This window comes from Candidatus Binataceae bacterium, assembly GCA_035508495.1.
In the GTDB taxonomy this organism is placed as follows: Bacteria; Desulfobacterota; Binatia; order Binatales; family Binataceae; genus JASHPB01.
The window spans coordinates 24948-51279 of record DATJMX010000006.1; the positions used below are offsets into that span (position 1 = coordinate 24948).

The following is a 26332-nucleotide window of genomic DNA, read 5'->3' on the forward strand; positions in this document are numbered from 1 at the left end:
TCACTGCTTGCGGCGGGGATGATCGATCGGAACGTCGCTCCGATTCCCCCACTCGGCCCACGAGCCTATGTAATTGCGCACGTTGGTAAAGCCCGCCGCGCGCAAGGCGATGTATGCATGCGCAGCGCGATAACCGCCCTGGCAGTAGGGAATGATCTCGCTCTCGGGATTCAGCCCGATTCCGATGAATTGCTCGCGCAGCTCGCGCGCCGGTTTGACCTTGCCGTCGGCGCCGATCGCCGCCGTCCAGTCTTCATGAATCGCCCCCGCGATCGCGCCGCCGTAGCGTGCGCGCACGCGCTCGCCGAAATATTCCTCGGGGCTGCGCACGTCGAAGATCTGCATGTCGGCGCAACCGAGATGCTCGATGATATACGGCAGCGTTGCGAGCGCCTCCTCGCGCGGCTTCACTTTGAACTGCGTCGTCTCGATGCGCACCGGCTTTTCCGTGAGCTTCATCGCCGCAGCTTTGAGGCCGCCGTCGAGCATCTTCACCTTCGAATGCCCCGCGTATTCGAGCAGCCACACACCCCGCGCCGCGCGCATCCCGGATTGCTCCTCGTAAAACACGACCGTCTCGCGGCCCGTGATTCCGAGCGCCGAGCAGATCCATTCGAGCTGCGCGTTGAACTCGGTAATCCCGCGCGGCGTGGTGTCGTAATAATGAAACGGAAAGGGATCGAAGTGGCGGGCGCCTCTCAGATGTCCCACCCAGTAATCCGCCGCCGGACGCGTATCGATCAATACAACGTTGTCGTCACCGATATGGCTCGCGAGCCATTTCGAATCGACAAGCAGCTTCGGTTTTCCCTGTGTCATGGCTAATCCCGCTCGTCAGTTGCGTGCGTCGACTCCGACCGCATCGCCAATAGAGCCGAAGCCGTCGCGTCTCAGCAAGCGCACGAGCCCCGCCTTGATATCGCGCGGCAGTGTCGGGCCTTCATAGATGAGACCGGTGTACAGCTCGACCATCGAGGCCCCCGCGCGGATATGCCCATACGCATCCTCGGCGCTCGCGATACCGCCGACGCCGACGATCGGAATACGCCCGCCGGTATGCCGGAAGATTTCGCGGATAAGCCCGCGCGACAGCTCCAGGAGCGGCCGCCCGCTGAGTCCGCCTTCATACGATGATACGACGCCGACCGCCTCACGCTTCAGCGTCGTGTTGGTCGCAACGAGCCCATCGAATCCGAGCTCGATTGCCGAGCCGCAGATCCTGAGCAAATCGTCGCGCTCGAGATCAGGCGCGAGCTTGATCAGGATCGGCGGGCGCGCCGTTCCAGCCTCAGTGATCGCAGAAAAGATCTCGCGCATCCGCTCCGGCGATTGCCAGTTGCGCAGGCCGGGCGTGTTCGGCGAGCTGACGTTGATCACGATGAAATCGGCGAAGCCGCCAAGACACTTCATCAGCGCCGCATAGTCGGCCGCGACGCCCTCGGGCGGCGTGTCCTTATTGGGACCGAAGTTGAGTGCGAGCTTCATCGGAATCCCGCTGCGCCGAATCCGCGCGACGCGAAATGCGACCGCATCCATGCCGACGCTGGGAAAGCCGAGGCGATTGATAAGCGCGCGATTCGCCGGCAGCCGGAACATCCGTGGCCGCGGATTCCCAGGCTGCGGCCGGGGCGTGATCGTGCCGAGCTCGGCAAACCCGAGTCCCATCGCATGCCACGCGCGCACCGCGCTCGCGTCCTTGTCCATCCCGGCCGCCAGTCCGATCGGATTTGAAAAATCGATGTCCCACAGCTTTGTTTTGAGCTCGGGCGGATCAGGCGCGGGCGAAAGAGCGGGCGTCGCCGAGAGCATCGCCAGCGTCATGTGGTGGGCAGCCTCGGGATCGAGCATGAAGAGCAGGGGCTTGCCGAAGTTGCGATAGAGGAGGTCGATCATCATCAATCAGCAGAACTCACCACAAAGGCACGAAGTCACCTAGAAAGAAATCCTTCGTGCCTTTGTGACCTTCGTGGTAACGCCTGGTTCTGGCTCACTCGTCGTCGGCGTCGGATGGCCGAGGACCAGGCTCGACCATCCGCTTCATGTAGATCAGCTCCGGATCGGCTTCATCCAGGTTCTCGACGATGCCGCTGCGCTTGAAGCCGAGCCGTTCGCATAGCGCCTGCATCGCGAGGTTCGACTGGTTGGTCGAGGTAAACAACTTGTCAGTCTGGCAATCGAGCTCGGCCGCGCGCATCAGGGCGCTGGCGATTCCGCGGCGGCGAAAATTCGGATGTACGACCAGTAGCCGCACGAAGCCCTGATCGAAAAAATTCTGGTCGGTCAGAACGAAGCCGCCCACGACTCCATCGACACGCGCCACCGCGACGCGGCCCTCGGCGAAGGCCCGTGCGATCGATCTGCGCCGCGCGCTGCTGCCGTAAACCGTTTCGTCCAGCGCGCAAATATGCTCAAAATCCGATTTCGAAGCGCGCTCGACTATAACCATAAACCGCTATGCGCAGAGGCGACCCGCTGTGAGTGACAATTCTCAAGAACCATTGCTCGTGCGTCACGAGGCTCCGCTCGGATGGCTGATTCTTAACCGCCCGCGGGTCCGCAACGCGCTCAATCTTAGAACCTGGCAGCTAATCGCGGAAGGCATGGCGGAGCTTTCGGCCGACGATGCCGTCCGCGTGATTATCATGCGCGGCGCGACGCCCGAGGCGTTTATCGCCGGCGCTGATATCTCGGAGTTCCCGGCCATGCGCTCCGACGCCGAGCAGGCGCGCAAGTATCGCGACGCGCCGGCAGCCGCCATCTCCTCGCTGATCGAATCGCGCAAACCCGTGATCGCGATGATCTCCGGCGTGTGTATCGGGGGTGGCGTGCAGGTCGCGCTGTCGTGCGATATCCGGATCGCGGCTCGCGGAACCAGGATGGGAGTGCCGGCGGCGCGCCTCGGGCTTGCCTATCCGCTCGATGGCGTGAACGCGCTGACGCAGACCGTGGGTCCCGCCAATGCGCGCGACATCCTGCTCTCGGCGCGGCTCTTCGATGCGGACGAGGCGCTGCACATGGGCCTCGTCAATCGCGTCGTCGATCCTGACGATCTCGAGGCTAACGTTCGCGACTACGCGACCAAGATGGCGACCAACGCCCCGCTGACGATGGCGGCGGCGAAGGTCGCGATTCGGGAGAGCCTGCGCGATCGTGAAGAACGCGACGCCAAGACCGTCGGCACGATGGTCGCGCGCTGCTTCGACAGCGAAGACTACAAGGAAGGCGTGCGCGCGTTCCTAGAAAAGCGCCGCCCGGTCTTCAGCGGGAAGTAAGCCGGATCCTCGAAAATCGAAAGGCTCTCTGCGATCCCCGAGTTCCGCACCACGCTGGCGCGGGTTCAAAAATCTTCGCACGCCGATGCTGAAATAGCCTCTCCCGCGGCTGCGGCCGAAGGCCGTAGCTGCGCATCGGGAGAGGCCGTCGTTCGATTCACCTCGTGAATCGGACGGCGGGTGAGGGCGATTCCCCACCAACGTTCGCGATGACGCGCCCTCACCCACGGTCCGGTTCGCTTCGCGAATCGAATCGCGGCCTCTCCCGGTTTGCGGCTTCCGCCGTTGGCGTCAGCCGCGGGAGAGAGGCCTCGCATCGCTCGCCCAGGTGTCCTCTACGATAAAAGAAACAATCAGGCCTGCTTGCAACAATCAAGTCTGACTGTTATTGAGTCCTTAACTGAACTTTCTCCCCAACGGATCAGAATGTCATCGCTTCAAGAAGAACGAAGTGCGGAAACCAGGCGCCGGCTGCTCGATGCGACCGTCGCCTGCCTCTATGAGCGCGGCTATGCCGGCACCACCACGACCGAAATCGCGCAGCGCGCGGGAGTCTCGCGCGGCGCCCAGCTTCATCATTTTCCGAAGAAGGACGAACTCGTCGTAAGCGCCCTCGAGCATGTTTTCACTCTCAGGCTTGCCGAGCTCGGCAATGCCGTGGCCGAACCGCCCCCCGGCGATCGCGAGGCGCGCCTTGAGCAGCTCGTCGAAAAGATGTGGCCGATTTTCAAGGGCCCGACTTTTTACGCATGGCTCGAGCTGGTCGTCGCGAGCCGCACCGATCCCGCTTTGCAAGAGGCGGTGCGGAACGCGAGTGAGCGCTTTACTGAGGGGTTTGTCCGCGGTTTCGCGGCAGTGCTCGCTTGGCCCGAGAGCCGCGAGTTCGAGCTGATGGAATTGCTCGGGACGATCTTTGCTTTTCTCGAATCGATGGCACTGGAGCGGGTCTTGAGTCCCGACCAGGAGGCCGATCCGCCGATATTCGTGCAATCGCTGCAAACTCTAAAAAGGCTCGCCATCCATCTGCTGCGAAGCATGGATTCGCTGGCGTCAACTCATAACTCGGGAGATTAACTATGAGTGAGCAAGTTGCGGCCGAAACGCAGAGCTTCTATTTCAATCCGTGGGACGAGAGTTTCCGCGCCAATCCATATCCGCATTACACGCCTCTGCTCAGCGGTCCGCCGCGGATCCTCGACATGGGATTCAAGTTCGTGCTCGCCGCGCGCTATGCCGACGTGCTCGCAACCTTGCGCGATCACGCAACGTTCTCGAGTGTGCAGCCGAAGGAAATGGGCTTCGACGAGCAGAACGCGCTCTTCCTCGATGCGCCTACGATGCTCGGCTCCGACCCGCCGACTCAAACACGGCTGCGTCGCCTCGTCGCGCGCGATTTCACACCGCGCCGAATTCGCGAGCTCGAGCCGCGGATCCGCGAAATTGCGGCACGCCTCGTCGACGACGCGGCGAATCGCGGTGAGTTCGACGTGATGCACGATCTCGCCAATCCACTGCCCGTGATGGTTATTTCCGAGCTGCTCGGCGTTGCGCCAGAGCAGTACAAGCAATTCAAGCGCTGGTCCGACAAGGTCGTCGAGGGCGACAACGCCGCGCCTGGGATGCCGATGCCACAGGAAATCAAGGATGCGGCTTCTCAACTGCGTGAATACTTCGCGCGCGAGATCGAGCGCCGCCGGAGCAATCCCGGTGCTGATCTCGTGAGCGCGCTCGTCGCCCATCACGACGCCGACTCAGAATCGCTCAGCGCTGACGAGCTGTTGAACTTCGTTGTCCTGCTGCTGCTCGCTGGCAACGAAACGACTACAAATCTGATCGGCAACGGATCGCTCGCGCTCGGGCGTCATCCTGGGGCGATCGAGGCGCTGCGCGCGAAGCCCGAGCTGATGCGCACCGCGATCGAGGAGATGCTGCGATACGACGGACCCGTGCAATCGACATTTCGCACGGCGTTGCGCGATTGCGAGATCGCCGGAACCTCGGTGCCCGCGAAGACGGGAATCTTCGTAATCGTCGCTGCCGCCAATCGCGATCCCGCGCAGTTCTCCGATCCCGAGCGCTTCGACATCACGCGCACGCCCAACGAGCATGTCGCGTTTGGCGAGGGGATTCACTTCTGCATCGGCGCGCCGCTGGCGCGGCTCGAAGCGACGATCGCATTCGAAACGATGCTCGCGCGCTTTCCGAATCTGAAACTGAAAAATCCCGATGCGCCGCTCACCTACAAAGGATCGTATTTCCTTCGCGGGCTGAGCAGCCTGCCGATGGCGATCTAGCGCACGCGATGCACTGCGCGCAGCGGCACGACTGCGCGTAGGCACGCGCAAAACACAGAGAATCAAACGACGCCGGATGGCATCGCAGTTGCTCCTCACGAGCACGGTAGAACGGAAGGCGGATTAACGAAAAGGACACGACGAAATGAATCAGGCTGCCGAACCGATCCGCTTCAATCCGTGGGATCCCGACTTCCGCTCGAATCCCTATCCGTACTATAAGCCGCTCCTCGCCGGCCCGCCGCAACTCCTCGATCTGTTCGGGCCGGTGGCGCTGATCGCGCGCTTCGCTGACGTGAGCGCGATGCTGAAAGACTATCAGCGATTTTCCAGCGTTGAATCGCGCCCGAAGGACTTCGTCGATCAGGGTCCATTCCGGGGGGCGAAGACCATGCTGTTCGCCGATCCCCCGGTTCAGACGCGCTTGCGCCGTCTGGTCGCGCGCGATTTCACGCCGCGCCGAATCCGCGACATGGAACCGCGCATCCGCGAGATCGCCAAGGACCTGCTTGACGCCGCCGCGCGCAAGGGCGAGCTCGACGCGGTCAAGGATCTCGCCAACGCGCTGCCTGTGATGGTAATCGCGGAGATGCTCGGTGTGCCGAGCGACCTCTATCCGCAATTCAAGCACTGGTCCGATACCGTCGTGCATGGCGGCAATACTCTCCCGGGGATGCCGCTGCCTGACGACATCATCAAGTCGGCGGACGAGCTTCGCGCGTATATGTTTGAGGCGATCGAGCGTCGCCGCACGAATCCCGGGCCTGATCTGATAAGCGCCCTCGTCGCCGCCCACGCCGACGGCGAAACGATGACGGCCGAGGAGCTGCTCGCGTTCGTGGTGCTGCTGCTGCTCGCGGGTAACGAGACGACGACCAATCTGATCGGCAACGGGATGCTCGCGCTCGGGCAAAATCCCGATCAGCTGAAGCTCTTGCGCGGCAACATGGAGCTTGTGCCGCGCGCGATCGAGGAGATGCTGCGTTTCGATCCGCCCGTGCAATCGACGGTGCGGCGCGCGCTCGTCGAGGCGGAGATCGGCGGCACGGTGATTGCGCCCCAGACGCGATGCTTTGCGATTCTCGCCGCTGCGAATCATGACCCGGCGCAATTTCCGGATCCCGATCGTTTCGATATCACGCGCGAACCGCGCGACCATGTCGCGTTCGGCGCTGGAATTCACTTTTGTATCGGCGCGCCGCTCGCGAGACTCGAGGCTGGCATCGCGATCGGCTCGGCGGTCGAGCGCTTTCCGAATCTCAGACTAAAAGATCCGAACGCGCCGCTTAATTATAAAGGCTCGTACTTTCTCAGAGGCCTTGCTTCATTGCCGCTGGCGATCGACTGAGCAGAGGAATAACGATGAGCGAGCAGGCGCCGATCTATTTCAATCCGTGGGATCCCGCGTTTCGCGACAATCCCTACCCGCACTACGGCGCGCTGCACGCCGGTCCGCCGCATATCATGGAATTCGGCGCGATGAAGATCGCGCTGGTCGCACGCTACGCCGACGTGATTCGCGTGATGCATGATCATGCGACGTTCTCGAACATGGGTCCGCCGCCGCCGAAGGAGGCATACCAGGGCCGTCTCGCCGGATCGCGCAATTTGCTTGGCGTCGATCCCCCTGATCACACGCGCCTGCGCAAACTCATCTCGCGCGATTTCACTCCGCGGCGTATCCGCGAGTTGGAGCCGCGTATTCGCGAAATCGCGGCGGGAATTCTCGACGAAGCTCAGCGCAAACACGAGTTCGACATCGTTAAGGATATGGCAAATGTCCTGCCCGTGACTGTGATCGCGGAGATGCTCGGCGTGCCGTCGGATTTGCACGCGACGTTCAAGCATTGGTCGGACAAGCTGATCGACGCCGGCAACAATCTGCCCGGTACGCCGACGCCGCCCGACGTGGTGCGCACGATCGACGAGCTCACCGATTACTTCCAGGCCGAGATTGAAAACCGCCGCCAACATCCCGGGCCTGACCTCGTGAGCGCGTTGGTGCGGGCTCATCACGAGGCCGACGCACTTTCCGCCGTCGACCTTCTGAACTTCGTGTCGCTGCTATTGATCGCCGGCAACGAGACCACGACGAATCTTATCGGCAACGGCACACTTGCGCTGATGCGAAATCCCGATCAGTTCGCGCTTCTGCGCAAGAACCCGGAAATGCTGCCGCGCGCGATCGAAGAGATGCTGCGTTACGACGGACCGGTGCAATCGACGGTGCGATTTCCGAAATCGAACGCGGATGTTGGCGGGCGCGAGATTCCAGCTGGTGCGATCGCTTTCATTATACTGGCCGCGGCGAATCGCGATCCGGCAAAGTTTCCGAATCCCGAAAACTTCGACATCACGCGCGAGCCCAACGATCACGTCGCATTCGGCGAGGGCATCCATTTTTGTATCGGCGCCCCGCTGGCGCGGCTCGAGGCGACGATCGCATTCAGCGCCACGTTCGACCGCTTCAAGCATCTGAATCTCAAGGATCCCGGCTTCAAACCCACGTACAAAGGCTCCTACATTCTGCGTGGACTCGAATCGATGCCGATGGCATTCGAGTAAAGGCGAACGATGGCAACGCCTGAATCAGAACTGTCGGCCGCGGGCGAGCTCAACGGCGAGGCGGAGCGCAAGAGCCTGCACCTCGGGCTCTTCGGCCGGACGCCGCCGTTCACACCGCGCCAGTGGCGAGTCTTTCTGATCGCCATAACCGCAGGCTTCTTCGACCAATATGACGTTGCGCTCTTGAGCCTCGCGCTCAAGCAAATCCAGAAGAGTCTCAAAATCGCCGAAGAGCATCTGGGCGCGATGCTTTCGATGATCCGCCTCGGCTACCTGTTGTCGATGGCGATCACGCCGCTCGCCGACATCTTCGGGCGCCGCCGCCTGCTGCTCTACACGATCGTCGGCTACACGATATTTACCGGACTCACCGCGATCGCACCGGGCGAACGCAGCTTCGTGATCTTCCAGGTACTTTCGCGGGCCTTCGCCGGCGCCGAGACGACGATCGCCCTGGTGATCCTGATCGAGGAGATCGATGCGCAGTACCGCGGCTGGTCGGTGGGATTGCTGACCGCAATTTCCTCGGTCGGCTACGGTATCGCGGCGCTGGTGTTCTCGATGATTAACATCGTGCCCTACGGATGGCGCGGCCTTTACGCACTGGCCCTGATTCCGCTCATCCTGATCATCCCGCTGCGGCGCGTGCTTCCGGAGAGCCGGCGCTTCGAAGTCGAATCGAGCGCAGATCGGCCGACGAACGTATGGCAACCGCTTGCGGCGCTGGTGCGCGCATATCCGGGGCGGCTTGCGATGTTGCTGACGATTTCCTTTCTGAGCCAGATGGGCGGAAATGCCGCCGGTGAGTTTTTTCCCAAGTTCCTGCAGGAAGTGCATGGCTACTCGCCCGCCAATGTAACCACGCTCTTTTTTATTGGCGGTGGACTGGGGATTTTGGGAAATATCGTCGCCGGCCGGCTGAGCGATCGTTTCGGACGCCGCCACGTGGGAGCGGTTTTCATGTTGCTGGCGCCGCTCCTCACGATTTGGATTTACTCGGCGAAGGGCTTCACGATCGCGCCCGCCTGGACGATTGAGCTTTTCTTCGACATGGCATCTGGCACGATCATGCGCAGCTTCACGGCGGAATTGTTTCCGACCTCGTATCGCTCGACCGCCGGCTCGGCGCACATGGTCGCCGGCACGACCGGCGGGGCACTGGGATTTGCCTTTGAAAGCGTCCTTTATCGTATGACCGGTTCGCACTGGACGGCGATCAAGTACCTGACTGTTTTCTGGATGCTCGCGCCGGTTTTGATCATGCTGTTGCCCGAAACCGCGGGCCGCGAGCTCGAGGAAATTTCTCCCGAAGTGGCGTAACGAAGAATCGCGAGGCTACCGATCGACTCGCGCGCCGGTTAAGATTTGCCGCCATGCGAAAGTTCGCCGGAATCGTTACCTCGCTCCTGCTGTTCTTTGTCCTCGCCGCCTGCACCGATGGTCCCTGCGTCACGATCGTCACGCCCGAGGGCAAGACGCTCGCTTCGGTGAGCGTCGAAGTCGCTGATACCAACGACAAGCGCGAGCTCGGGCTCATGTATCGTACCCATCTCGACGAGAACGCCGGAATGATCTTCGTCTTTCCGCATCCGGACGAACTGGTGTTCTGGATGAAGAACACGAAAATTCCGCTCGACATGATTTTCGCCGAAAGTGGCGGTCACGTGCTGGGCACAGTCGCCAACGCGGTGCCGTATTCGCAGCAGAACGTGGGAGTGCGCGGACTGTCGCAGTATGTGCTCGAAGTGAACGGCGGCTTCGCCGCCAAGCATGCGATCGTCCCCGGCGATCGCATGGAGTTCACCGGCTTCGAGCCGCACACGCTGCGGTGATGAGCGCGGGATTTTGAACTGTCCCCCACCCTCTTAGACTCGCAACCATGAAGCAGAAGCTCATTTATCTTCGGCCAGGGCCCATCCAGTCCGCAGAAGAGATGGCGGTGGAACTAGGAATCAAGCCCCACCGCTTCCGCGAATTGATGGAAATGGTCAACAAGATTGCCGAAGAAGAAGGCCCGCGCAAAACGAATTCGCGCACAACAAACGTGTCGCGCGGCCCGAAGCCAACCGCTCGCCTAAAGGCGGCGGCGGCTGCCAAAACCAAGCGTGGAACTGGACCTGGCGTTCACTCGCGGCCGCGCAGCTCGACGTAGTTTTCTCGCCACAAAATGTTGGGATAGCAGGCCGTGAGCTTCGCGCGCAGGCCGCGTTGATCGTATTGGAGGCCGCTCAGGATCAGAAAGGGCGCGCCGCCGCATCCTCCAGTGCCGACGACTTCAGCGCGCCGCGCCTCGGGATAGTAGTAGCGCACCACGCTCTCCGCGAACCACGGCGCGACTGCTACCTGTCCTCGCCCGGTGTTGAGCCGCTCGGCGGCTGATGCGGCCTCGCGCCACGCCACCGGCAAATCCCAGTAGCGATACGGCGTAAAAAGGCATGACAGGGCAATCGCTGCCGCCACCACCATCGCATACGGAATCGTCGAGGCAAGAAAAATCGCGGCCAGACACATCGCCGCGACGAATGCGATCAGCAGGTAGCGGAACATCTCAAATGGAGTGATCGTCTCGGAGATGGTCCACACGATGAGATTGGGACCAAAGAAGCAGAAACTCAGAAACCCGATTCCGACCCCGAATCGTCCACGTATTCCGATCAGTGATACGCATGCGAGCACAGCGACCACGTTGCCGAGGTGGAAACCCGCGTCCGCGATCGGCCACCACACTGGTTGTGGAGCGTACGAAATCACCGCGTTGACGACCCGCGGATCGAAGCGGTTTGTCGCTATGAAGATCGGCACCGCCACGATGAGAGCGCTGCCAACCAGGGCGAGGACTGGCGGCCAGAACCACATCTGCGCGAGCCGCGGCAGACGCGATCGCCCCGCCGCTACCACGAGAAGCCAAACACCCTCGCTGAAGAGCAGCATCACCGCCGTATAGTTGCCCGCGATCGCCAAAGCGCCGAAGAGCGTCGCGGCGCCGGCGTCGATCGTGCGGCCGTGTTTCACACTGCGCACAAAGAACAGCGTCTGGAGCAGTTCCATCGCAACCACGAAGGTGTACATCCGCACCGTTCGATCGACGGCCATCATCGTGGTGTTGGTCGCCATGAAAAGCGCCGCCGCGACGCACGCGGTTTCGATCAGCGAAGGATCCGCTCCCTCAGCAAACAGCGTAAGCAGCGTCCGCATGAGCGCGAAGACCAGAAAGATGTTGACCGTTCCAAGGAGCGCACCCGGGATACGCATCGTCGCGAGGCCGTCGCCGAAAAGCCGAATCCATCCGTGGAGCATCAGGAAGTAGATCGGCAGCTTGCCCTGGTCGTGCTGCTCCAGTTCGACCATCACGTGCGAACTCTCGAGCCTTGCGACGCGCCACGAATCGCCTTCGTCGAGCATTATCTCGTGCGCGCCCAGGTCATGCAGCCGCAGGAAGCCGCCGAGCAGGATCGCGAGCGCTAGCATCGCCAGCGCTCCACGCGAGAGGGGTCTTCTGGATTCGAGTGCCATCGCAATTGCGCGCGAGCATAGCCTGATGCTGCGACGATTGGCATCCAAGTGCCCGCTGTGGTGTTGGCGCCGACGCTTTAACGACCGCGTTACATGCGGTATCTATCTTGCCGGTGGCGCTAACCGCGCCATCTTTGTTTTGCAGCTCAAATCTTTCGCAAAAGAACGGTCCCCATAGATGAGCCTCAAGGAAAATCTCGAACGGATGCAAAAGCTCTCGCGCGAAGCCGAACTCGGCGGCGGCGAGGAGCGGATCAAGAAGCAGCGTCAGAACGGCCGCATGACCGCGCGTGAGCGCGTCGATTTCCTGCTCGATCCCGGCAGCTTCGTCGAGCTCGACAAGTTCAAAACCCATCGCATCTACGACTTCGATATGGAAAAGCGCAAGATCGCTGGCGACGGCGTCGTGACCGGCTTCGGCACGATCGGCGGCCGCCAGGTCTGCGTTTTCGCGCACGATTTTACCGTCTTCGGTGGCAGCCTCTCCGGCGCATACGCGGAGAAGGTCTGCAAGGTGATGGACCTCGCGGTCAAAACCGGATGCCCCGTGATCGGGCTCAATGACGGCAGCGGCGCGCGCATCCAGGAAGGCGTCGTTTCACTCGCCGGCTACGCCGATATTTTCCTGCGTAACGCGCTCTCGTCGGGCGTGGTGCCGCAGATTTCCGCGATCATGGGACCGTGCGCGGGTGGCGCCGTGTACTCGCCCGCGATGACCGACTTCATCGTGATGGTCCGCGACACCTCGTACATGTTCATCACGGGGCCCGACGTCATCAAGGCGACGACGCATGAGGACGTCTCGATGCAGGACCTCGGCGGCGCCGATACTCACTCGACGCGCTCCGGCGTTTGCCATCTCGAAACCGACGACGATCAGGGTTGCCTCGAGACCGTGCGCGAGCTGCTCTCCTTCATGCCGTCGAACAACACCGAGGACCCGCCGTTCGTGCCGACGACCGACGATCACGATCGGCGCGATCCCGAGCTGGATTCGATCGTGCCGGAAAATCCCAACAAGCCATACAACATGGCCGACCTGATCAAGCGCGTCGTTGATGACGGTCATTTTTTCGAGATCCAGAAAGACTTCGCGCACAACATGTTGATCGGCTTCGCGCGGCTGGGCGGCTACTCGGTCGGTATCGTCGCGAATCAGCCGGATTTCCTCGCCGGATGCCTCGATATCGACGCTTCGGTGAAAGCGGCGCGCTTCGTGCGCTTCTGCGATGCCTTCAATATCCCGCTAGTGACGTTTGTCGACGTGCCGGGATTTCTGCCGGGCACCTCGCAGGAATACGGCGGCATCATTCGTCACGGCGCGAAGCTGCTCTACGCGTTCTGCGAGGCGACTGTGCCGAAGGTCACGGTGATCACGCGCAAGGCCTATGGCGGCGCTTACGACGTCATGTCGTCGAAGCACATTCGCGGCGATTTCAATTTCGCGTATCCAACCGCCGAGGTCGCGGTGATGGGGCCCGAGCAGGCGATCAATATTCTCTATCGCGGCGAAATGAGCACGGCCGAGCGCGCGCAGCTTACCGACGACTACCGGCAAAAGTTCGCCAATCCGTTCAAGGCGGCCGAGCTCGGCTATGTTGACGAAGTGATGGTCCCGCGTGACACGCGCCCGCGGCTGATCACGGCGCTCAAGGCGCTCGAGAACAAGCGCGATCGCAATCCGCCGCGCAAGCATGGCAATATCCCCCTCTGACCCGCGGGGCAGTGCGGGTTTATTCGCTACGCTGGAACGGATTAAGTATAAGAAAGTGCGGGACTTGAGCGCCGGCTTCATTAGAGCGGCTTCCCGAAAAAACTGATGTTCAAAAGAATCCTTATCGCCAACCGCGGCGAAATCGCGGTGCGCATCATCCGCGCCTGCCGCGATCTTGGCATCGAATCCGTAGCGGTTTTCTCCGACGTCGATCGCGCCGCGCTCCATGTGCGCGAGGCCGATCACGCCGTTTGGGTCGGGCCGTCTCCGGCTGCGGAAAGCTACCTCAAAACCGACGCAATTATCGAAGCGGCGCGCAAAACCGGCGCCGACGCGATCCATCCGGGCTACGGATTTTTTTCCGAGCGCGCTCCCTTCGCGCGCGCCGTCGAAGCCGCGGGACTCACCTGGATTGGGCCGCCGCCTGACGCCATCGAGCGCATGGGCGACAAGGTCAAAGCGCGCGAGTTGATGGCGAAAGCCGGAGTGCCGATCACGCCGGGCTCGCCGGGCACGCTCGAAACCGAAGAGCAGGTCCGCGACATCGCGAACAAGATCGGATTTCCGATCATGATCAAGGCCGCAGCCGGCGGCGGCGGCAAAGGCATGCGCCTCGTCGAGGGCGACAAGGACCTCGGCTCGATCGTGCGCATGGTCGCGAGCGAGGCGAAGTCGTCATTCGGCGACGGCCGCTTCTACGTCGAGAAATATCTGCGCAAGCCGCGGCACATCGAGGTCCAGGTCCTGGGCGACAAGCACGGCAACACGGTTCACGTCTTCGAGCGCGAATGCTCGATCCAGCGGCGCAATCAGAAAGTCGTCGAGGAATCGCCGTCGCCATTTATCACCGACGAGATGCGCCACAAGATGGGCGAGGTGGCGGTGCGCGCGGCGCAGGCCGTCAACTACAACAGCGCGGGCACGATCGAGTTCCTGGCCGACGCGGATCGCAATTTCTACTTCATGGAAATGAACACGCGCATCCAGGTCGAGCATCCCGTGACCGAGATGGTGACGGGGATCGATCTCGTGCGCACGCAGATCGAGATCGCCGCCGGCGCCAAGCTGCCGTTTACGCAAAAAGATCTCGCGCAGCGCGGATGGGCGGTTGAATGCCGCATCTACGCCGAGGATCCCGCGGCTGGTTTTGTTCCCGCGCCGGGCAAGATCGAGGCGCTGCGCTTTCCGAGCGGCCCCGGCGTTCGCAACGATGCCGGCGTTTATCCGGGCGCCGAAGTTCCGATTTTCTACGACCCGATGATCTCGAAGCTCGCGGTGTGGGGCGCGACGCGCGGTGAGGCGATCGATCGGATGCGCCGCGCACTCAGCGAATTCGTGATCGCGGGCGAGCTGCGCACCAATCTGGATTTTCATCGCTGGCTGATGACGCATCCGCGCTTCATTAAGGGCGACTTCGATACCAATTTCATCGCGCAGGAATTTCATCCCGAGCAGAACGGCGCACTGCACGCCGACAAGGAACATCTCGCCGCGATTTTTCTCGCTGCGATTGCCGCACAGCAGCGCGCTCCGCAGACCAACGGCGCGGCTCAACCCCAGGCGGGGGCGGCGGGATTTCGACCGTCGTCGTCGTGGCGGATGCTGGGCCGGCTCGACATGTTGAGGCGCTGACACGATGCGATACGTTGCTACGCTCGAAGGCACTGACCATGAGATCGAAGTCGAAGAGACGGCTTCGGATTCCTTTTCGCTGCGTCTCGGCGGCACGCGCTTCGAAGCCGATCTGCGCCGTGTTGGCCCGCTGTCATTCTCGGTCCTGCTCGGCAGCCGCTCGTTCGATTTCGAAGTGGTGCGCGACGGCGAGGAACTCGTCGTCAGTTCGCGTCACGGCTCGACGCGGCTGTCGGTCGTCGATGCGGCCCGTCGCGGTGCGCATGGCTCGGGCAAGAAGCGTGGCCCGGCAGGCCCCGCTCAGCTCAAGGCTCTCATGCCCGGGCGAATCATCAATGTGCTGGTGACAGAAGGTGAGCAGGTCAAGTCGGGGCAGGGCTTGCTGATCATCGAAGCGATGAAGCTCGAGAACGAAATCAAGTCGCCCAAGGACGGCAAGGTGGTCGAGGTGAAGGTCGAGGCGGGACAGACCGTCGAAAAGGGCGCGCTCATGGTCGTGATCGAATAACGCGAGGCAGCAATGGCGCAAAACGATCGCAACATCGAATCGGCCCGCAAGAATTGGCAGGAACGCAAGCTCGCCCCCGCGCTCAAGCGCGGCAAGGAGCGCAAGGAACGTTTCGCCACTACGTCAGACATCGAAATCAAGCGTCTCTACGAGTCCGACGATCTGAATGGCTTCGACCTCGTCAACGATCTCGGTTTCCCGGGCGAGTATCCGTTCACGCGTGGCGTGCAGCCGACGATGTATCGCGGGCGGCTGTGGACGATGCGCCAGTACGCGGGTTTCGGCACCGCCGAGGAATCGAACAAGCGCTATCGCTACCTGTTCGACCAGGGCCAGACGGGATTGTCGGTCGCATTTGATTTGCCGACCCAGATGGGCCGCGACGCCGACCATCCGCTCGCCGAGGGTGAAGTCGGCCGCGTCGGAGTTTCGATCTGCTCGCTCGCAGATATGGAAATCCTGCTCGATAGCCTGCCGCTCGACAAGATTTCCACCTCGATGACGATCAACTCGACGGCGGCGATTCTGCTCGCGCTGTATCTCGTGACCGCCGAGCGCCGTAAGGTCGCGTGGACGGACGTCAACGGCACGATTCAGAACGACCTGCTGAAGGAATACATCGCGCGCGGCACGTACATCTATCCGCCGCGTGGTTCGATGCGCATCATCACCGACATCTTCGCCTTCGCCTCGAAGGAAGTGCCGAACTGGAACACGATTTCGATCTCCGGCTACCACATCCGCGAAGCCGGCTCGACCGCCGCGCAGGAACTCGCGTTCACGCTCGCCGACGGAATCGCGTATGTCGAAGCGGCGCTGCAGGCCGGCCTCGAAGTCGATCAATTCGCGAGTCGGCTCTCGTTCTTCTTCAACGTGCACAACAATTTCTTTGAAGAGATCGCCAAATTCCGCGCCGCGCGCCGGATGTGGGCGAAGATCATGAAGGAGCGGTTCGGCGCCAAGGACGAGCGCTCGATGATGCTGCGATTCCATTCGCAGACCGCGGGTTCGAGCCTCACCGCGCAGCAGGTGGACAACAACATTATTCGCGTCGCGGTGCAGGCGCTCGCCGCCGTGCTCGGCGGCACGCAATCGCTGCACACCAACTCGAAGGACGAGGCGCTCGCGCTGCCGACCGAATCGTCGGTGCTGCTGGCGCTGCGCACGCAGCAACTGATCGCCCATGAAAGCGAAGTCGCCGACACGATCGATCCGCTCGCGGGCTCCTACTTTATCGAAAGCCTGACCAACGAGCTCGAGAAGAAGGCGTTCGACTACATCGCGAAGATCGATGAGTTCGGCGGCGCGGTCGCGGCGATCGAGCGCGGCTACATGCAGTGCGAAATCCAGAATTCCGCCTACCTCTACCAGCGCGAGATCGAAACCAAGCAGCGCATCATCGTCGGCGTCAATCAGTTCACCGCCGGCGGCGAGCTGCCGACGGACATTCTCAAAGTGAATCCCGAGCTCGAGCAGAAACAACGCCGCAGCGTCGCCAAGGTGCGCGCCGAGCGCAACTCGCAAGCGGCGCAGTCGGCGCTCGATCGTGTCGAGGCCGCGGCGCGCGACGGCGCGAACCTGATGCCGCCGATCGTCGATGCGGTCCGCAACTGGTGCACGACCGGCGAGATCTCGGACGCGATGCGCAAGGTTTTCGGCGAATACAAACCCGTTAACACTCTCTGATCGGAGACAGAAAACAGATGGGTCCGGTTCCGACAGGCGTTTTTCTAACCAAGGGTGTAGGCAGGCATCGCGAGCGGCTGACCTCGTTCGAGATGGCGCTGCGGGCGGCGGGAATCGCCGAGTTCAACCTGGTCCGCGTCAAGTCGATCTTCCCGCCCAACTGCAAGATGCTGAGTCAGCAGGAAGGGCTCAAGTATCTGGCGCCGGGGCAGATCGTTTTCGCGGTGATGAGCGACAACGCGACCAACGAGCCGCATCGCCTGGTCGCGTCGTCGATCGGCGTCGCGATCCCGGCCAATCCCGCCAACTACGGCTACCTCTCCGAGCATCACAGCCTCGGCGAGACCGACCAGAAGGCGGGCGACTACGCCGAGGATCTTGCCGCGATGATGCTCGCGACGATCCTGGGCGTCGATTTCGATCCCAACGCGAGTTACGACGAACGCAAAGACATCTGGCGCGTGTCGGACAAGATCGTCACGACGCGCAACGTCACGCAGTCCGCAATCGGCGATCGCGACGGCCTGTGGTCGTCGGTCGTTGCCGCCGCGGTGTTCGTCAGCCTCAGGTGAGCCTCGATTGAGCGCCGCGCGCCGAAGCGTTAGCCTTTGACTATGGCTACACGAATCCTTTATTGCGCGGCCTGAGGATACAAGCCTCGCGCGGCCAGTCTGGCCGCCTCACTCAAATCGCAGTTCGGCGAAGCAGCGGAAATCACGCCCGGCAAATCAGGTCAGTTCGACGTGCTCGTCGGTGACAAGCTGATTTTCTCGAAAGCGAATGTCGGAAGGTTCCCGCTCGACGGCGAAGTCGAGAAGACCTTCGCAGAACTGCGCGGGGGCACAGAAAAGAAATAAACACTAAGGGCACAAAGGCACGAAGTCAGTTGGAGCGGAAAATCTTCACCAGTGCTGCACGAAAATAACTTTCTGACTTTGTGTCTTCGTGCCTTAGTAGTAATTTTTTGTCCGGCTCTCCCAGCCAGCAGCGCTAAACCTCAAACAGCGTGCCGAGTTCCGCCGGCGTCATCCGGATGCCGACGTAGAACGGGCCGAACTTCGCATATGACGCGCTCGCCTCGTCAAAGCGCATCTCGTACACAAGCTTCTTGAAGACCAGCGGATCGTCGGCGAACAAATCGACACCCCATTCCCAATCGTCGAAGCCGATCGAGCCCGAGATTATCTGCGTGACCTCGCCGGCGAAGCGGCGGCCGACGAGCCCGTGCTCATGCATCAGGCGGCGGCGATCGTCTATCGGCAGGCGATACCAGTTGTCATCGCCATCGCGCTTCTTGTCCATCGGATAGAAACAAAGGTAGCGGCGCTCAGGAATTTTCGGAAAGAGGCGCGGCGCGATCTTCTCGCGCTGATGCGCGATCTCGGCGGCGATCGCATCGCGCCACTGCGGTGAGCGCAGCGTCACGCCCTTATCGCGCAATTGCTCGAACAGCGCGAGCGTCGCCTCGTAAAGACCGATCTCGATCACGGATACGTACGATGTCGTCGGCTCGAGGAAATCGCAGAGCTGAAGCTTCGCAAGAGTTCGCTGCGCAACCGCAAGATCGTCGAAGCTGCGGCGAAAATGGAGGACCATCAAATCGCCCTTGTGGCCGAGCGCCGTGAAGATCGCGGATTCGCCGTCCTCGCGCCGCGCCATCTCGTCGATCGCCGATGCGGCCTCCTGCACGGCGCGCGTCCGCGCGGCCACATCGAGCGAGCGCCACTCTGCGCGTCGCACGCGAAAAAGCTGGTGCAGCACGCTGAAGCCCTCGAGCGTAAGCGGCGCAGCCGGAAAATCAGCGGGAATCTTGCGATGCTCGTCGGTGCTCATGGCGCGATTCTAATTCGTCGAAGCCCGCGTGTCTCGCAGTCGCAGTACGTCTATCTCTTGCGGGATGTAGTGGGGCCCACCCTACTATTCAAAGAAGACCCGCGATCCGCATGGTCGTGGTGATGTCCAGGTTTTGGCGCACCACCTCGGCCAGGCGATCGTATTCCGCATCGTGTGATGCGATCGTTCCCGCCTTCCAATCGAGACCGCGACGGCGTGCGAGCGACGCGAGCATCGCGCGACGCAGCCCGTCGCTTTCGAAAAGCCCATGAATCATGGTGCCGACGACATTTCCATCCGCGCTCATAGCACCGTCAGCGTGATCAATCGCTTCGCCGTTTCGCTCCACGATTCTGAACGCCGGCGCCGCGCCATCGCGAAGATGCGTGCGGCCCAGGTGAATCTCGTAGCCCGAAAGTCGATCGGCGGATTGGGCGCCCAAAAAAGAATTGCCCGCGAGCATCGCGCGCACCTGTGTCGTCCGCTTTTCCTTTTCGTATCGAACCGTCAGCGGCAACAGTCCCAACCCCTGAACGTTCGAATGCTCGGACTCGACGCGCCCCGGATCTTCAATCGACTCAGCCAGCATCTGGCATCCGCCGCAGATCCCGAGAATCGCACGCGATGCCGCTGCGCGACTCGCGATCGCCTCCGCGAATCCATTGCGGCTCAGCCAATCGAGATCGTGCACCGTGCTCTTCGAGCCGGGAAGGATCAGCAGGTCAGCCACTTCGATGCCGCGCGGCTCGTCGATGAATCGAACGCTCACGCCGGCCTCGTGCTCAAGCGGAAGAAAATCGTCGTAATTCGAGATCGATGGCAGCTTTACGATCGCAATATCGAGCAGTTCGGCGCCGCCGCGCTCGCGACCGCGATCCTGCAACGCTACGGAATCCTCGTCCGCGATTCGAAGCTGCTGGATGAACGGCACGACTCCGAGCACCGGCAGGCCGCATCGATGCTCCAGGAAATCCACGCCCGGCCTGAACAGCTCCGTGTCACCGCGAAACTTGTTCACAATGAGGCCCGCGATTCGTTTGCGATCTTCCGCGTCTAGCAACTCGAGCGTGCCGACCAGTTGCGCGAATACGCCGCCTCGATCGATATCGCCCACGAGCAGGACCGGCGCGTCGGCGAGCTGCGCGACGTGCATATTGACGACGTCCTGCGCGCGCAGGTTCACCTCGGCGGGACTGCCCGCGCCTTCGATGACAATGAGTTCATGCCTCTGCCGCAACGTGTCGAGCGCGCTCGCGATCGCACGCGTCGTTTCCTCGCGCCGCGCATGGTACTGCCCCCATGTCATCGTGCCGGCGACGCGGCCCATCAGCACCACCTGCGAGCGCATCCCGGGCTCGGGCTTGAGCAGGATCGGATTCATCTCGACCGTGGGTGCGATTCCCGCGGCTTCGGCCTGCACCGCCTGCGCGCGGCCGATCTCGAATCCGTCGGGTGTGACCGCGGAGTTGAGCGCCATGTTCTGTGCCTTGAACGGCGCAACGTCGATACCGTCCTGGCGAAAAATCCTGCACAGCGCCGTCACCAGCAGGCTCTTGCCCACCGACGACGCCGTGCCCTGGATCATCAGCGTGCGCGCGCGCGGACGCACGACGCGACCAATCCCTCGGCGACGTTTGGGTTGGAAGCCCAATGCGCGTGCACATACGACGCGAGCACATTGTTCGAGCGATAACCTTCAGTGAACGACACGCCGCCCCATCGCGGCGCGACGCGGTAAATTTCCTCGATACCGCGCGCGTCGCCATTTCGTTCGAGCGTTGAATAGCGAAACTGATGCCCGCGAAATTTCGTTCCCGCCGGACCAACGATCGACGCGGCGCGCGTTTCGACTTCGACGTAGCCGAGGGCCTGCAACCGATCGCGCATCACCGTCACACCGGGCACCAGCCCGACCATCGGATGCGTTTTGCCATCGAGAGTTTTGATTCCGTCAGCAAGATACATCAGCCCGCCGCATTCCGCGTAGATCGGCCCGCCGCGTGCGGCGAAGGCGCAAACCGCATCGAGCATCGCATGATTCGCCGCGAGCTCTTGCGCGAGAACCTCGGGATAGCCGCCGCCGAAATATAGCCCATCCACGGCGGGCAGGGTCTGCTCTCTGACCGGGGAGAAGAAGATCAGTTCCGCGCCGAGCGATTCCAGCCGGCGAAGATTATCGGCGTAGTAAAAGTGGAACGCGTCATCATATGCGACGCCGATCCTGCATCGCGCGCGCGGTTCTTCGCGCGCTTCACTTTCTATTGAGTTCGCCAACGCAGGTGCCGATCGTGCGAGCGAGATTATCGCATCGAGATCGAGCCATTCTTCGGCAAGGCGGCTCCATGCTACGAATTTCTCGTCAGGAATACTGTCGCGATCGGCGGTGCGCAAACCAAGGTGACGCTCCGGAAATGCCAACTCGTCGCTGCGTGGAAATCCGCCGCCGATCGTTAGCTCCGGCTTCGCCGCGTGCAGCAAATCGAGATGACCACGGCTGCCGACGCGATTGCAGATGAGGCCCGCCACGTTGAGCGACGGATCGAAGCGCGCGAAACCCGCGGCAATCGCCGATACCGTGCGCGCGATTCCGTACGCATCGCAGACGACGATCACCGGTGCCTCGAGCCACTTCGCGATCTCGGCGGTCGATCCTTCGTCGGAAACCGGTGTCGCGCCGTCGAACAGACCCATCACGCCTTCGATCACCGCGATATCGGCGCCGGCGGCCGCGCGCGCAAAAGTTGCGAGCACACCCTCGCGCCCCATCATCCAGCCGTCGAGGTTTTGCGACGGCCGTCCAAGAGCGCGCGCGTGATAGGTGGGATCCAGATAGTCCGGGCCGCATTTGAACGCGGCGAGGTTGAGCCCACGCGCGCGCAGCGCGCCAAGGATCGCGACCGTGACGGTAGTCTTGCCGACGCCGCTGCCGGTCGCGCCGATTACGATGCGCGGAATTTTCGGGGCGGGATCCATGGGCGACGCGACTATACTACACGCCTCTCCGCGATGCTGTCGGCGTTCAGCCGCGCACGCGCGGCAGCACTTCGCGCACCAGCCGCTCGTACTGTCCGCGTTGATCCCATCCCGTGATGCGCAGCGTGATCGCCTTCGCGCCGCTCGCGATCAGCGCACGCAGATCGGCGGCGCAATCGTCGGGCGTGCCCGCCGCGGTCCATGCTTCGACCATCTGCGGCCCGAACACCGGCCCGTAGTACTCGTCGAGGAAGCGCTTCGATTCGTCGAGACAGGCCGCGCGCTGCGGCCCGATGTTGACATTGTGATACGCGATGTTCGGGAACTTCGCCGCGTCCTTGCCCTCGCCTTCGAGATGGCCCTTGAGATTCTGCCACAACGCGCCGAAGAGGCCGGGAAAAATATTTACCGTCATCCATCCGTCGGCGATTTTCGCCACGCGCGCAAGCGGCTTGTCGGCCGCCGCGGGCGCGGGATTCGCCGCGATCCAGATCGGGCATGGCTGCTGCACCGGGCGCGGCTGGATACTCACGCCTTCGAACGCGGTGTACCTGCCACTGAAGCTGACGGTGTTTTCGCTCCACAGGCGCCGGCAGATCGCGATATTCTCGGCCATCCGATTGCCGCGCTGCCCGTCCTTGATTCCCCACACCGCGCCCTCTTTGGCGCTCACGCCGCCCGCGACGATCCCGGTGCACGCGGCGAGCAGCATCCGGCCGTTTGACACCATGTCGAGCGTTGCCCACTGGTAGGCGAAAATGATCGGATCGCGAATCGGGAAACTCGCCATGCATCCGACGCCGAGCTTGACCCGCGAGGTCGCACTCGCGAGCGCGCCGAGCAGCGCTACCGACTCCGGCCGCGGCTTCGCCATCACGCTGTCTCCGACCCAGATTGAATCGAACAGCGGGTTCTGGTCGGCTTCGCGCGCGAGCGCGACCATCTCGGGCCAGGTCGCGACGCCGAAGAACACGCCGCGCTGCGGAATCGTGAATCCAAAACTTACATCGGGCATGCGGCTTTCTCCTGGGCCTCGAACCTCACGCGATTCCGAGGCGGGCGCGGCCCAGCAGAATCGGATCGATTTGATCGCGCGCCTGGGCCGTCGCGATGAGTTTCGCTTCAAACGGCGACTCGCCGTGGACTCTGATCCATTTTGCGATCGGACTCGATTCCGACTTTGCCGCGACAATCTGCACGCGATGCGGTCCGATGGCGAACTCAATTCCAGTGCCGTCGAGATCGGCGCGCTGGATTGGCGTACCGGGCGCACCCAGCACCTGGGCGTAGATCGCCGCAAGCGGCGCGGGATCTTCGACAGCGATCGCAACGCCCTGAAGGCCTCGCACGCCGTTGCGATGCTCGCGCTCGTGCGGCACCCGCTCGTCGCGCGGCGTGAGGTCGCGAATCAAAAACGGCAGCCGCGCGTTCCAGGGCGGTGCCGGAATCGACAATTCCCAATTCAAATGAAATCCATCGGGCCGATCGCGGCTCATCGCGAACGGATCGCCAATTTGGGCGCCTGCGTGGCGGATCGTCGCAACGTCGGCCTCGAGATTGTCGGTGACCATGCAGAAATCGACGAGCCCGCTGCCATGCTTTTCGAGCGCGGTTTGCCACGGATGGCCGGTATTCGCGGAAAGAAAAGCGATCAGCTCGATGTAAGCGCCGTCGGCGAATGCGATCAGCGCATTGTGCGAGCCGATCGAATGCTTGCCGCCGCGAACGACACTGAACCCCGCGCTGCTGTAGTGATCGATCGCGGCGTCAAGTTCCGCAACGGCAATTACGATGTGATCGATGGCCTTGAACATTGACGCCTCCGCGCAGCGCCGGTCTGTCAGACCACGATTACTAAACCGCCGGGTATCGCGCCATGGAAATTTTCCGACGCGTCGCGCTAACCGAACAAGCCGTCGACGGCGAGACTCGTGATGCGATCCTCGTCGTAGCCGAGAATCTCCTCGAGCACCAGGGAATTGTCCTGGCCGAGCGACGGCGCCGAGCGGCGCACGTCGGCCGGTGTGCGCGAGAGCTTGGCGCGCGGACCCTCGACCGTGAACGTGCCGAGCGTGCTGTGCGGCAGCTCGACGAAGTGCTGGCGATGCTTCATGTGCGCGTCGGTGAAAATGTCAGCGCTGTTGAATACGCGATGCGCCGGGACGCCGCGCTCCTGAAGGGTTGCCTCGATACGTTCGCCCGCCAGCGCGCGGCTCCATTCGGAAACGATCGCGTCGAGCTCGCGTCTTCGCTCGAGGCGCGCGGCCGCTGTCGCGTAGCGCGAGTCAGACTTGAGCTGCGGCTGGCCGATACAGTCGCAGAGATTTCCGAAATCGCGATCGTCGCGGCACACGATCGCAACCCAGGTGTCGTCGCCCGCCGCGGGATAAACGCCGTGCGGGGCAAAGCGATCATCGTCGTTGCCGTGGCGTCCCTGGCATCGGCCGTTCACCGTGTAGTCGAGCAGCGCAGGACCAAGAAAATGTAGCGACGCCTCGGCCTGCGACAGATCGATGTATTGCCCGTGGCCGGTGCGCCGGCGATGGTCGAGTGCCGCCAGGATCGCGGCGGCGGCGTAGCGCGGTGACACGTAGTCAGTATATGCGCCGAACGGGCCCGCCGGCTGCCGGTCGGCCCATCCCGTAATGTTGTGGAAGCCCGAAATCGCCGCCGCCATGTTGCCAAAGCCCGCGATCGTCGAGAGCGGGCCGCTCTGACCCATGAGGCAACTGCTGAGCATCACGATATCCGGTTTGACCGCGCTCAGCGCTGCGTAATCGAAGCCGAAGCCCTTCATCCCGCGCGGCGAGAACGACTCGGTCACGACGTCGGCCCATCGCAGGAGATCGAAAACGACTTCTTTCGCGCGCGGATTCTTGAGATCCATCGCGATGCCGAGCTTGCCGGCGTTGCAATTGTTGAAGAGCCCGGAGCTGTCGGGGCCGAGCGTGCCGTCTTTGTATGGTTGCAGCGTACGCGCCGTATCGACTCGCGTCGGCGACTCGATTCGGACGATTTGCGCGCCGTAGTCTGCGAGAATACGAGTGCTGGCAGGCCCGGCCATCACCCACATGAAGTCGAGAATCTTGACGTCTTCGAGCGGCCGCCGCGTAGCCATCAGATCACACCCTCGCGTTCCAGTTTCGCGATTCGCTCCGTGCTGAGTCCTAATTCGCCCGCGTAAATCTCGCGATTGTGCTCGCCGACCGTTGGTGGCCGGCGCCGGTATTCGATCGGCGTCGCGCTGAATTTCGCGAACGGTCCCGGGTAGCTGAAACTGCGGCCCAGCTCGGGATGCTCGACCGTTTGCCAGTAGTTGCGCGAGGCGAGCTGCGGACTCTTGACGACTTCCTCGATGGTGGAGACCGGCGTCATCAGGAAGCCCCGATCGACCGCGAACTGGAGAAGCTCGGCCTTGGTGTGACTGCTTGTGAACTTGATAACGATCTGCTTGAGGCGCTCGAACTCGCTGAGCGGCTCCTTGCCGCTCGCCAACAGCTCGCCGAGCCCGATCCAATCCTTGTCGCGCGTCGCCTCATCGCAGTAGCCCTGTTCGCACAGGTATTCCATCAACTTGCGCGTAAAGACGCCCAACGCCGATCCAAACAGGTAGGTGAGCGCGATGAACCCGTCCTTGGCCGGCCACACCAGCGGAATATTCATCGGCCCGAATTTGACTCCGCCTGACATGCGCCGCGCTTCGGCCGATCCAAGCGGCGCTGCGAGCACATACGATTGCGTCGCAATCGGAATCGACTGAATTGCAGCCACGTCGATATGCTGGCCTAGCGCCGAGTCGACGCGCTCATGATGCGCCGCGAGCGCCGCTACCGCCGCGTCCGCCGAGGCATGCAGGTAGGCCTGCGGAACCGACAGGCGCACCGGCGGGCGATCGTCATCGCCGGCAAGGATCAGCGGACCGCCCGCCGCCATCATGATCAAATCAGCGTCAGCGTAATGCGCCTTGGGCCCGTCCTGGCCGAATGGCGTGATCGATACGACGATCATAGCGGGGTTGATCGCGTTAAGGGCGTCATAGCCGAGACCAACGTTGGCGAGATAGCCGGGATCGAAGGACTCGATCAGGAAATCGGCGCTCTTCACGAGCCGGTTCAGCAACTCGCGTCCTTGCGCGCTCGCGATATCGAGCGTGATTGACCGCTTGTTGCGATTGTATGACCACCAGTAGAGCGAGCGGTCGGGATGCGGCTGGTCGTCAACAAACGGCGGAATCAGCCGCGCCGGCGAACCGCCCGGCGGCTCGATTTTGATGACGTCGGCGCCCATGTCGCCGAGAATCTCGGCGCACAAAAGCCCGCGATCGGTTGTGAGATCTAACACC

Annotated in this window: 23 protein-coding genes and 1 pseudogene; 13 read left to right on the plus strand and 11 right to left on the minus strand. The window is 62.3% G+C overall.

Annotated elements, in window-relative coordinates:
- From VMA09_02285 to VMA09_02295, 3 genes are all read right to left on the minus strand, one after another.
- Window positions 1-819 carry a sulfurtransferase gene (locus tag VMA09_02285; protein HUA32407.1) on the minus strand — a complete coding sequence of 273 codons (819 nt, stop codon included), beginning with the start codon at window positions 817-819 and terminating at the stop codon, window positions 1-3.
- 15 nt (window positions 820-834) lie between these two features.
- On the minus strand, window positions 835-1896 hold the full coding sequence (locus tag VMA09_02290) for a quinone-dependent dihydroorotate dehydrogenase (protein ID HUA32408.1): 1062 nt from the start codon (window positions 1894-1896) through the stop codon (window positions 835-837).
- A 91-nt stretch (window positions 1897-1987) separates the two neighbouring features.
- The gene (locus VMA09_02295; protein ID HUA32409.1) at window positions 1988-2446 is read right to left on the minus strand and encodes a GNAT family N-acetyltransferase; all 459 of its coding nucleotides are present in this window, start codon (window positions 2444-2446) and stop codon (window positions 1988-1990) included.
- A 28-nt stretch (window positions 2447-2474) separates the two neighbouring features.
- On the opposite strand from VMA09_02295, the gene VMA09_02300 reads away from it, so the two are divergent.
- From VMA09_02300 to VMA09_02330, 7 genes are all read left to right on the plus strand, one after another.
- Window positions 2475-3272, plus strand: a complete 798-nt coding sequence (locus VMA09_02300; GenBank protein ID HUA32410.1) for an enoyl-CoA hydratase — start codon at window positions 2475-2477, stop codon at window positions 3270-3272.
- 426 nt (window positions 3273-3698) lie between these two features.
- Window positions 3699-4346: a TetR/AcrR family transcriptional regulator gene (locus VMA09_02305; GenBank protein HUA32411.1), complete on the plus strand. Its 648-nt coding sequence runs from the start codon at window positions 3699-3701 to the stop codon at window positions 4344-4346.
- A 2-nt stretch (window positions 4347-4348) separates the two neighbouring features.
- Window positions 4349-5566 carry a cytochrome P450 gene (locus VMA09_02310; GenBank protein HUA32412.1) on the plus strand — a complete coding sequence of 406 codons (1218 nt, stop codon included), beginning with the start codon at window positions 4349-4351 and terminating at the stop codon, window positions 5564-5566.
- Window positions 5567-5711: 145 nt separating this feature from the next.
- Window positions 5712-6914, plus strand: a complete 1203-nt coding sequence (locus VMA09_02315) for a cytochrome P450 (protein HUA32413.1) — start codon at window positions 5712-5714, stop codon at window positions 6912-6914.
- A 14-nt stretch (window positions 6915-6928) separates the two neighbouring features.
- On the plus strand, window positions 6929-8131 hold the full coding sequence (locus VMA09_02320) for a cytochrome P450 (GenBank protein HUA32414.1): 1203 nt from the start codon (window positions 6929-6931) through the stop codon (window positions 8129-8131).
- Window positions 8132-8140: 9 nt separating this feature from the next.
- Complete coding sequence (locus VMA09_02325; protein HUA32415.1) at window positions 8141-9451, plus strand: MFS transporter; 1311 nt, start codon at window positions 8141-8143, stop codon at window positions 9449-9451.
- Between the two features lie 53 nt (window positions 9452-9504).
- Window positions 9505-9963 (plus strand): DUF192 domain-containing protein, encoded by a 459-nt coding sequence (locus VMA09_02330; GenBank protein ID HUA32416.1) that lies wholly within the window; start codon window positions 9505-9507, stop codon window positions 9961-9963.
- A gap of 292 nt (window positions 9964-10255) precedes the next feature.
- Here the strand turns inward: VMA09_02330 and VMA09_02335 are convergent, their stop codons facing one another.
- Window positions 10256-11599: a glycosyltransferase family 39 protein gene (locus tag VMA09_02335; GenBank protein ID HUA32417.1), complete on the minus strand. Its 1344-nt coding sequence runs from the start codon at window positions 11597-11599 to the stop codon at window positions 10256-10258.
- 223 nt (window positions 11600-11822) lie between these two features.
- Here VMA09_02335 and VMA09_02340 point away from each other — a divergent pair, with 223 nt between their 5' ends.
- The 6 genes and pseudogenes from VMA09_02340 to VMA09_02365 all read left to right on the plus strand — a co-directional run bounded on the left by VMA09_02340 (window position 11823) and on the right by VMA09_02365 (window position 18041).
- Window positions 11823-13358, plus strand: a complete 1536-nt coding sequence (locus tag VMA09_02340) for an acyl-CoA carboxylase subunit beta (GenBank protein ID HUA32418.1) — start codon at window positions 11823-11825, stop codon at window positions 13356-13358.
- A gap of 105 nt (window positions 13359-13463) precedes the next feature.
- Window positions 13464-14990 carry an acetyl-CoA carboxylase biotin carboxylase subunit gene (gene accC, locus VMA09_02345; protein ID HUA32419.1) on the plus strand — a complete coding sequence of 509 codons (1527 nt, stop codon included), beginning with the start codon at window positions 13464-13466 and terminating at the stop codon, window positions 14988-14990.
- A gap of 4 nt (window positions 14991-14994) precedes the next feature.
- Window positions 14995-15498 (plus strand): biotin/lipoyl-containing protein, encoded by a 504-nt coding sequence (locus VMA09_02350; GenBank protein ID HUA32420.1) that lies wholly within the window; start codon window positions 14995-14997, stop codon window positions 15496-15498.
- Window positions 15499-15510: 12 nt separating this feature from the next.
- Window positions 15511-17184, plus strand: a complete 1674-nt coding sequence (locus VMA09_02355; GenBank protein HUA32421.1) for a methylmalonyl-CoA mutase family protein — start codon at window positions 15511-15513, stop codon at window positions 17182-17184.
- Between the two features lie 17 nt (window positions 17185-17201).
- Window positions 17202-17756: an arginine decarboxylase, pyruvoyl-dependent gene (locus tag VMA09_02360; GenBank protein ID HUA32422.1), complete on the plus strand. Its 555-nt coding sequence runs from the start codon at window positions 17202-17204 to the stop codon at window positions 17754-17756.
- Between the two features lie 87 nt (window positions 17757-17843).
- Window positions 17844-18041: pseudogene (locus VMA09_02365) on the plus strand (Rdx family protein).
- A 133-nt stretch (window positions 18042-18174) separates the two neighbouring features.
- On the opposite strand, the gene hemQ reads toward VMA09_02365, so the two are convergent.
- From hemQ to VMA09_02400, 7 genes are all read right to left on the minus strand, one after another.
- Window positions 18175-19017: a hydrogen peroxide-dependent heme synthase gene (gene hemQ, locus VMA09_02370; protein ID HUA32423.1), complete on the minus strand. Its 843-nt coding sequence runs from the start codon at window positions 19015-19017 to the stop codon at window positions 18175-18177.
- An 88-nt stretch (window positions 19018-19105) separates the two neighbouring features.
- Window positions 19106-20626, minus strand: a complete 1521-nt coding sequence (locus tag VMA09_02375) for a cobyric acid synthase (protein HUA32424.1) — start codon at window positions 20624-20626, stop codon at window positions 19106-19108.
- Entirely contained in the window at window positions 20602-21990 is a 1389-nt protein-coding gene (locus VMA09_02380; GenBank protein ID HUA32425.1) for a cobyrinate a,c-diamide synthase, read from the minus strand. The genes VMA09_02375 and VMA09_02380 overlap by 25 nt, the downstream gene beginning before the upstream one ends.
- A 46-nt stretch (window positions 21991-22036) precedes the next feature.
- Window positions 22037-23005 carry an LLM class flavin-dependent oxidoreductase gene (locus tag VMA09_02385; protein HUA32426.1) on the minus strand — a complete coding sequence of 323 codons (969 nt, stop codon included), beginning with the start codon at window positions 23003-23005 and terminating at the stop codon, window positions 22037-22039.
- Window positions 23006-23030: 25 nt separating this feature from the next.
- Window positions 23031-23804, minus strand: a complete 774-nt coding sequence (locus VMA09_02390) for a VOC family protein (protein ID HUA32427.1) — start codon at window positions 23802-23804, stop codon at window positions 23031-23033.
- 86 nt (window positions 23805-23890) lie between these two features.
- Window positions 23891-25108 carry a CoA transferase gene (locus VMA09_02395; GenBank protein HUA32428.1) on the minus strand — a complete coding sequence of 406 codons (1218 nt, stop codon included), beginning with the start codon at window positions 25106-25108 and terminating at the stop codon, window positions 23891-23893.
- Entirely contained in the window at window positions 25108-26331 is a 1224-nt protein-coding gene (locus tag VMA09_02400) for a CoA transferase (protein HUA32429.1), read from the minus strand. Before VMA09_02400 ends, VMA09_02395 begins: the two co-directional genes overlap by 1 nt.
- Window position 26332 lies beyond the last annotated feature (1 nt).

Excerpts from the sequence above, each read along its gene's own strand:
- VMA09_02285 (HUA32407.1), bottom strand. The coding sequence starts at position 819 with ATGACACAGGGAAAACCGAAGCTGCTTGTCGATTCGAAATGGCTCGCG.
- VMA09_02290 (HUA32408.1), bottom strand. The coding sequence starts at position 1,896 with ATGATGATCGACCTCCTCTATCGCAACTTCGGCAAGCCCCTGCTCTTC.
- VMA09_02295 (HUA32409.1), bottom strand. The coding sequence starts at position 2,446 with ATGGTTATAGTCGAGCGCGCTTCGAAATCGGATTTTGAGCATATTTGC.
- VMA09_02305 (HUA32411.1), top strand. The coding sequence starts at position 3,699 with ATGTCATCGCTTCAAGAAGAACGAAGTGCGGAAACCAGGCGCCGGCTG.
- VMA09_02310 (HUA32412.1), top strand. The coding sequence starts at position 4,349 with ATGAGTGAGCAAGTTGCGGCCGAAACGCAGAGCTTCTATTTCAATCCG.
- VMA09_02315 (HUA32413.1), top strand. The coding sequence starts at position 5,712 with ATGAATCAGGCTGCCGAACCGATCCGCTTCAATCCGTGGGATCCCGAC.
- VMA09_02320 (HUA32414.1), top strand. The coding sequence starts at position 6,929 with ATGAGCGAGCAGGCGCCGATCTATTTCAATCCGTGGGATCCCGCGTTT.
- VMA09_02325 (HUA32415.1), top strand. The coding sequence starts at position 8,141 with ATGGCAACGCCTGAATCAGAACTGTCGGCCGCGGGCGAGCTCAACGGC.
- VMA09_02330 (HUA32416.1), top strand. The coding sequence starts at position 9,505 with ATGCGAAAGTTCGCCGGAATCGTTACCTCGCTCCTGCTGTTCTTTGTC.
- VMA09_02335 (HUA32417.1), bottom strand. The coding sequence starts at position 11,599 with ATGCTAGCGCTCGCGATCCTGCTCGGCGGCTTCCTGCGGCTGCATGAC.
- VMA09_02340 (HUA32418.1), top strand. The coding sequence starts at position 11,823 with ATGAGCCTCAAGGAAAATCTCGAACGGATGCAAAAGCTCTCGCGCGAA.
- accC (HUA32419.1), top strand. The coding sequence starts at position 13,464 with ATGTTCAAAAGAATCCTTATCGCCAACCGCGGCGAAATCGCGGTGCGC.
- VMA09_02350 (HUA32420.1), top strand. The coding sequence starts at position 14,995 with ATGCGATACGTTGCTACGCTCGAAGGCACTGACCATGAGATCGAAGTC.
- VMA09_02355 (HUA32421.1), top strand. The coding sequence starts at position 15,511 with ATGGCGCAAAACGATCGCAACATCGAATCGGCCCGCAAGAATTGGCAG.
- VMA09_02360 (HUA32422.1), top strand. The coding sequence starts at position 17,202 with ATGGGTCCGGTTCCGACAGGCGTTTTTCTAACCAAGGGTGTAGGCAGG.
- hemQ (HUA32423.1), bottom strand. The coding sequence starts at position 19,017 with ATGAGCACCGACGAGCATCGCAAGATTCCCGCTGATTTTCCGGCTGCG.
- VMA09_02380 (HUA32425.1), bottom strand. The coding sequence starts at position 21,990 with ATGGATCCCGCCCCGAAAATTCCGCGCATCGTAATCGGCGCGACCGGC.
- VMA09_02385 (HUA32426.1), bottom strand. The coding sequence starts at position 23,005 with ATGCCCGATGTAAGTTTTGGATTCACGATTCCGCAGCGCGGCGTGTTC.
- VMA09_02390 (HUA32427.1), bottom strand. The coding sequence starts at position 23,804 with ATGTTCAAGGCCATCGATCACATCGTAATTGCCGTTGCGGAACTTGAC.
- VMA09_02395 (HUA32428.1), bottom strand. The coding sequence starts at position 25,108 with ATGGCTACGCGGCGGCCGCTCGAAGACGTCAAGATTCTCGACTTCATG.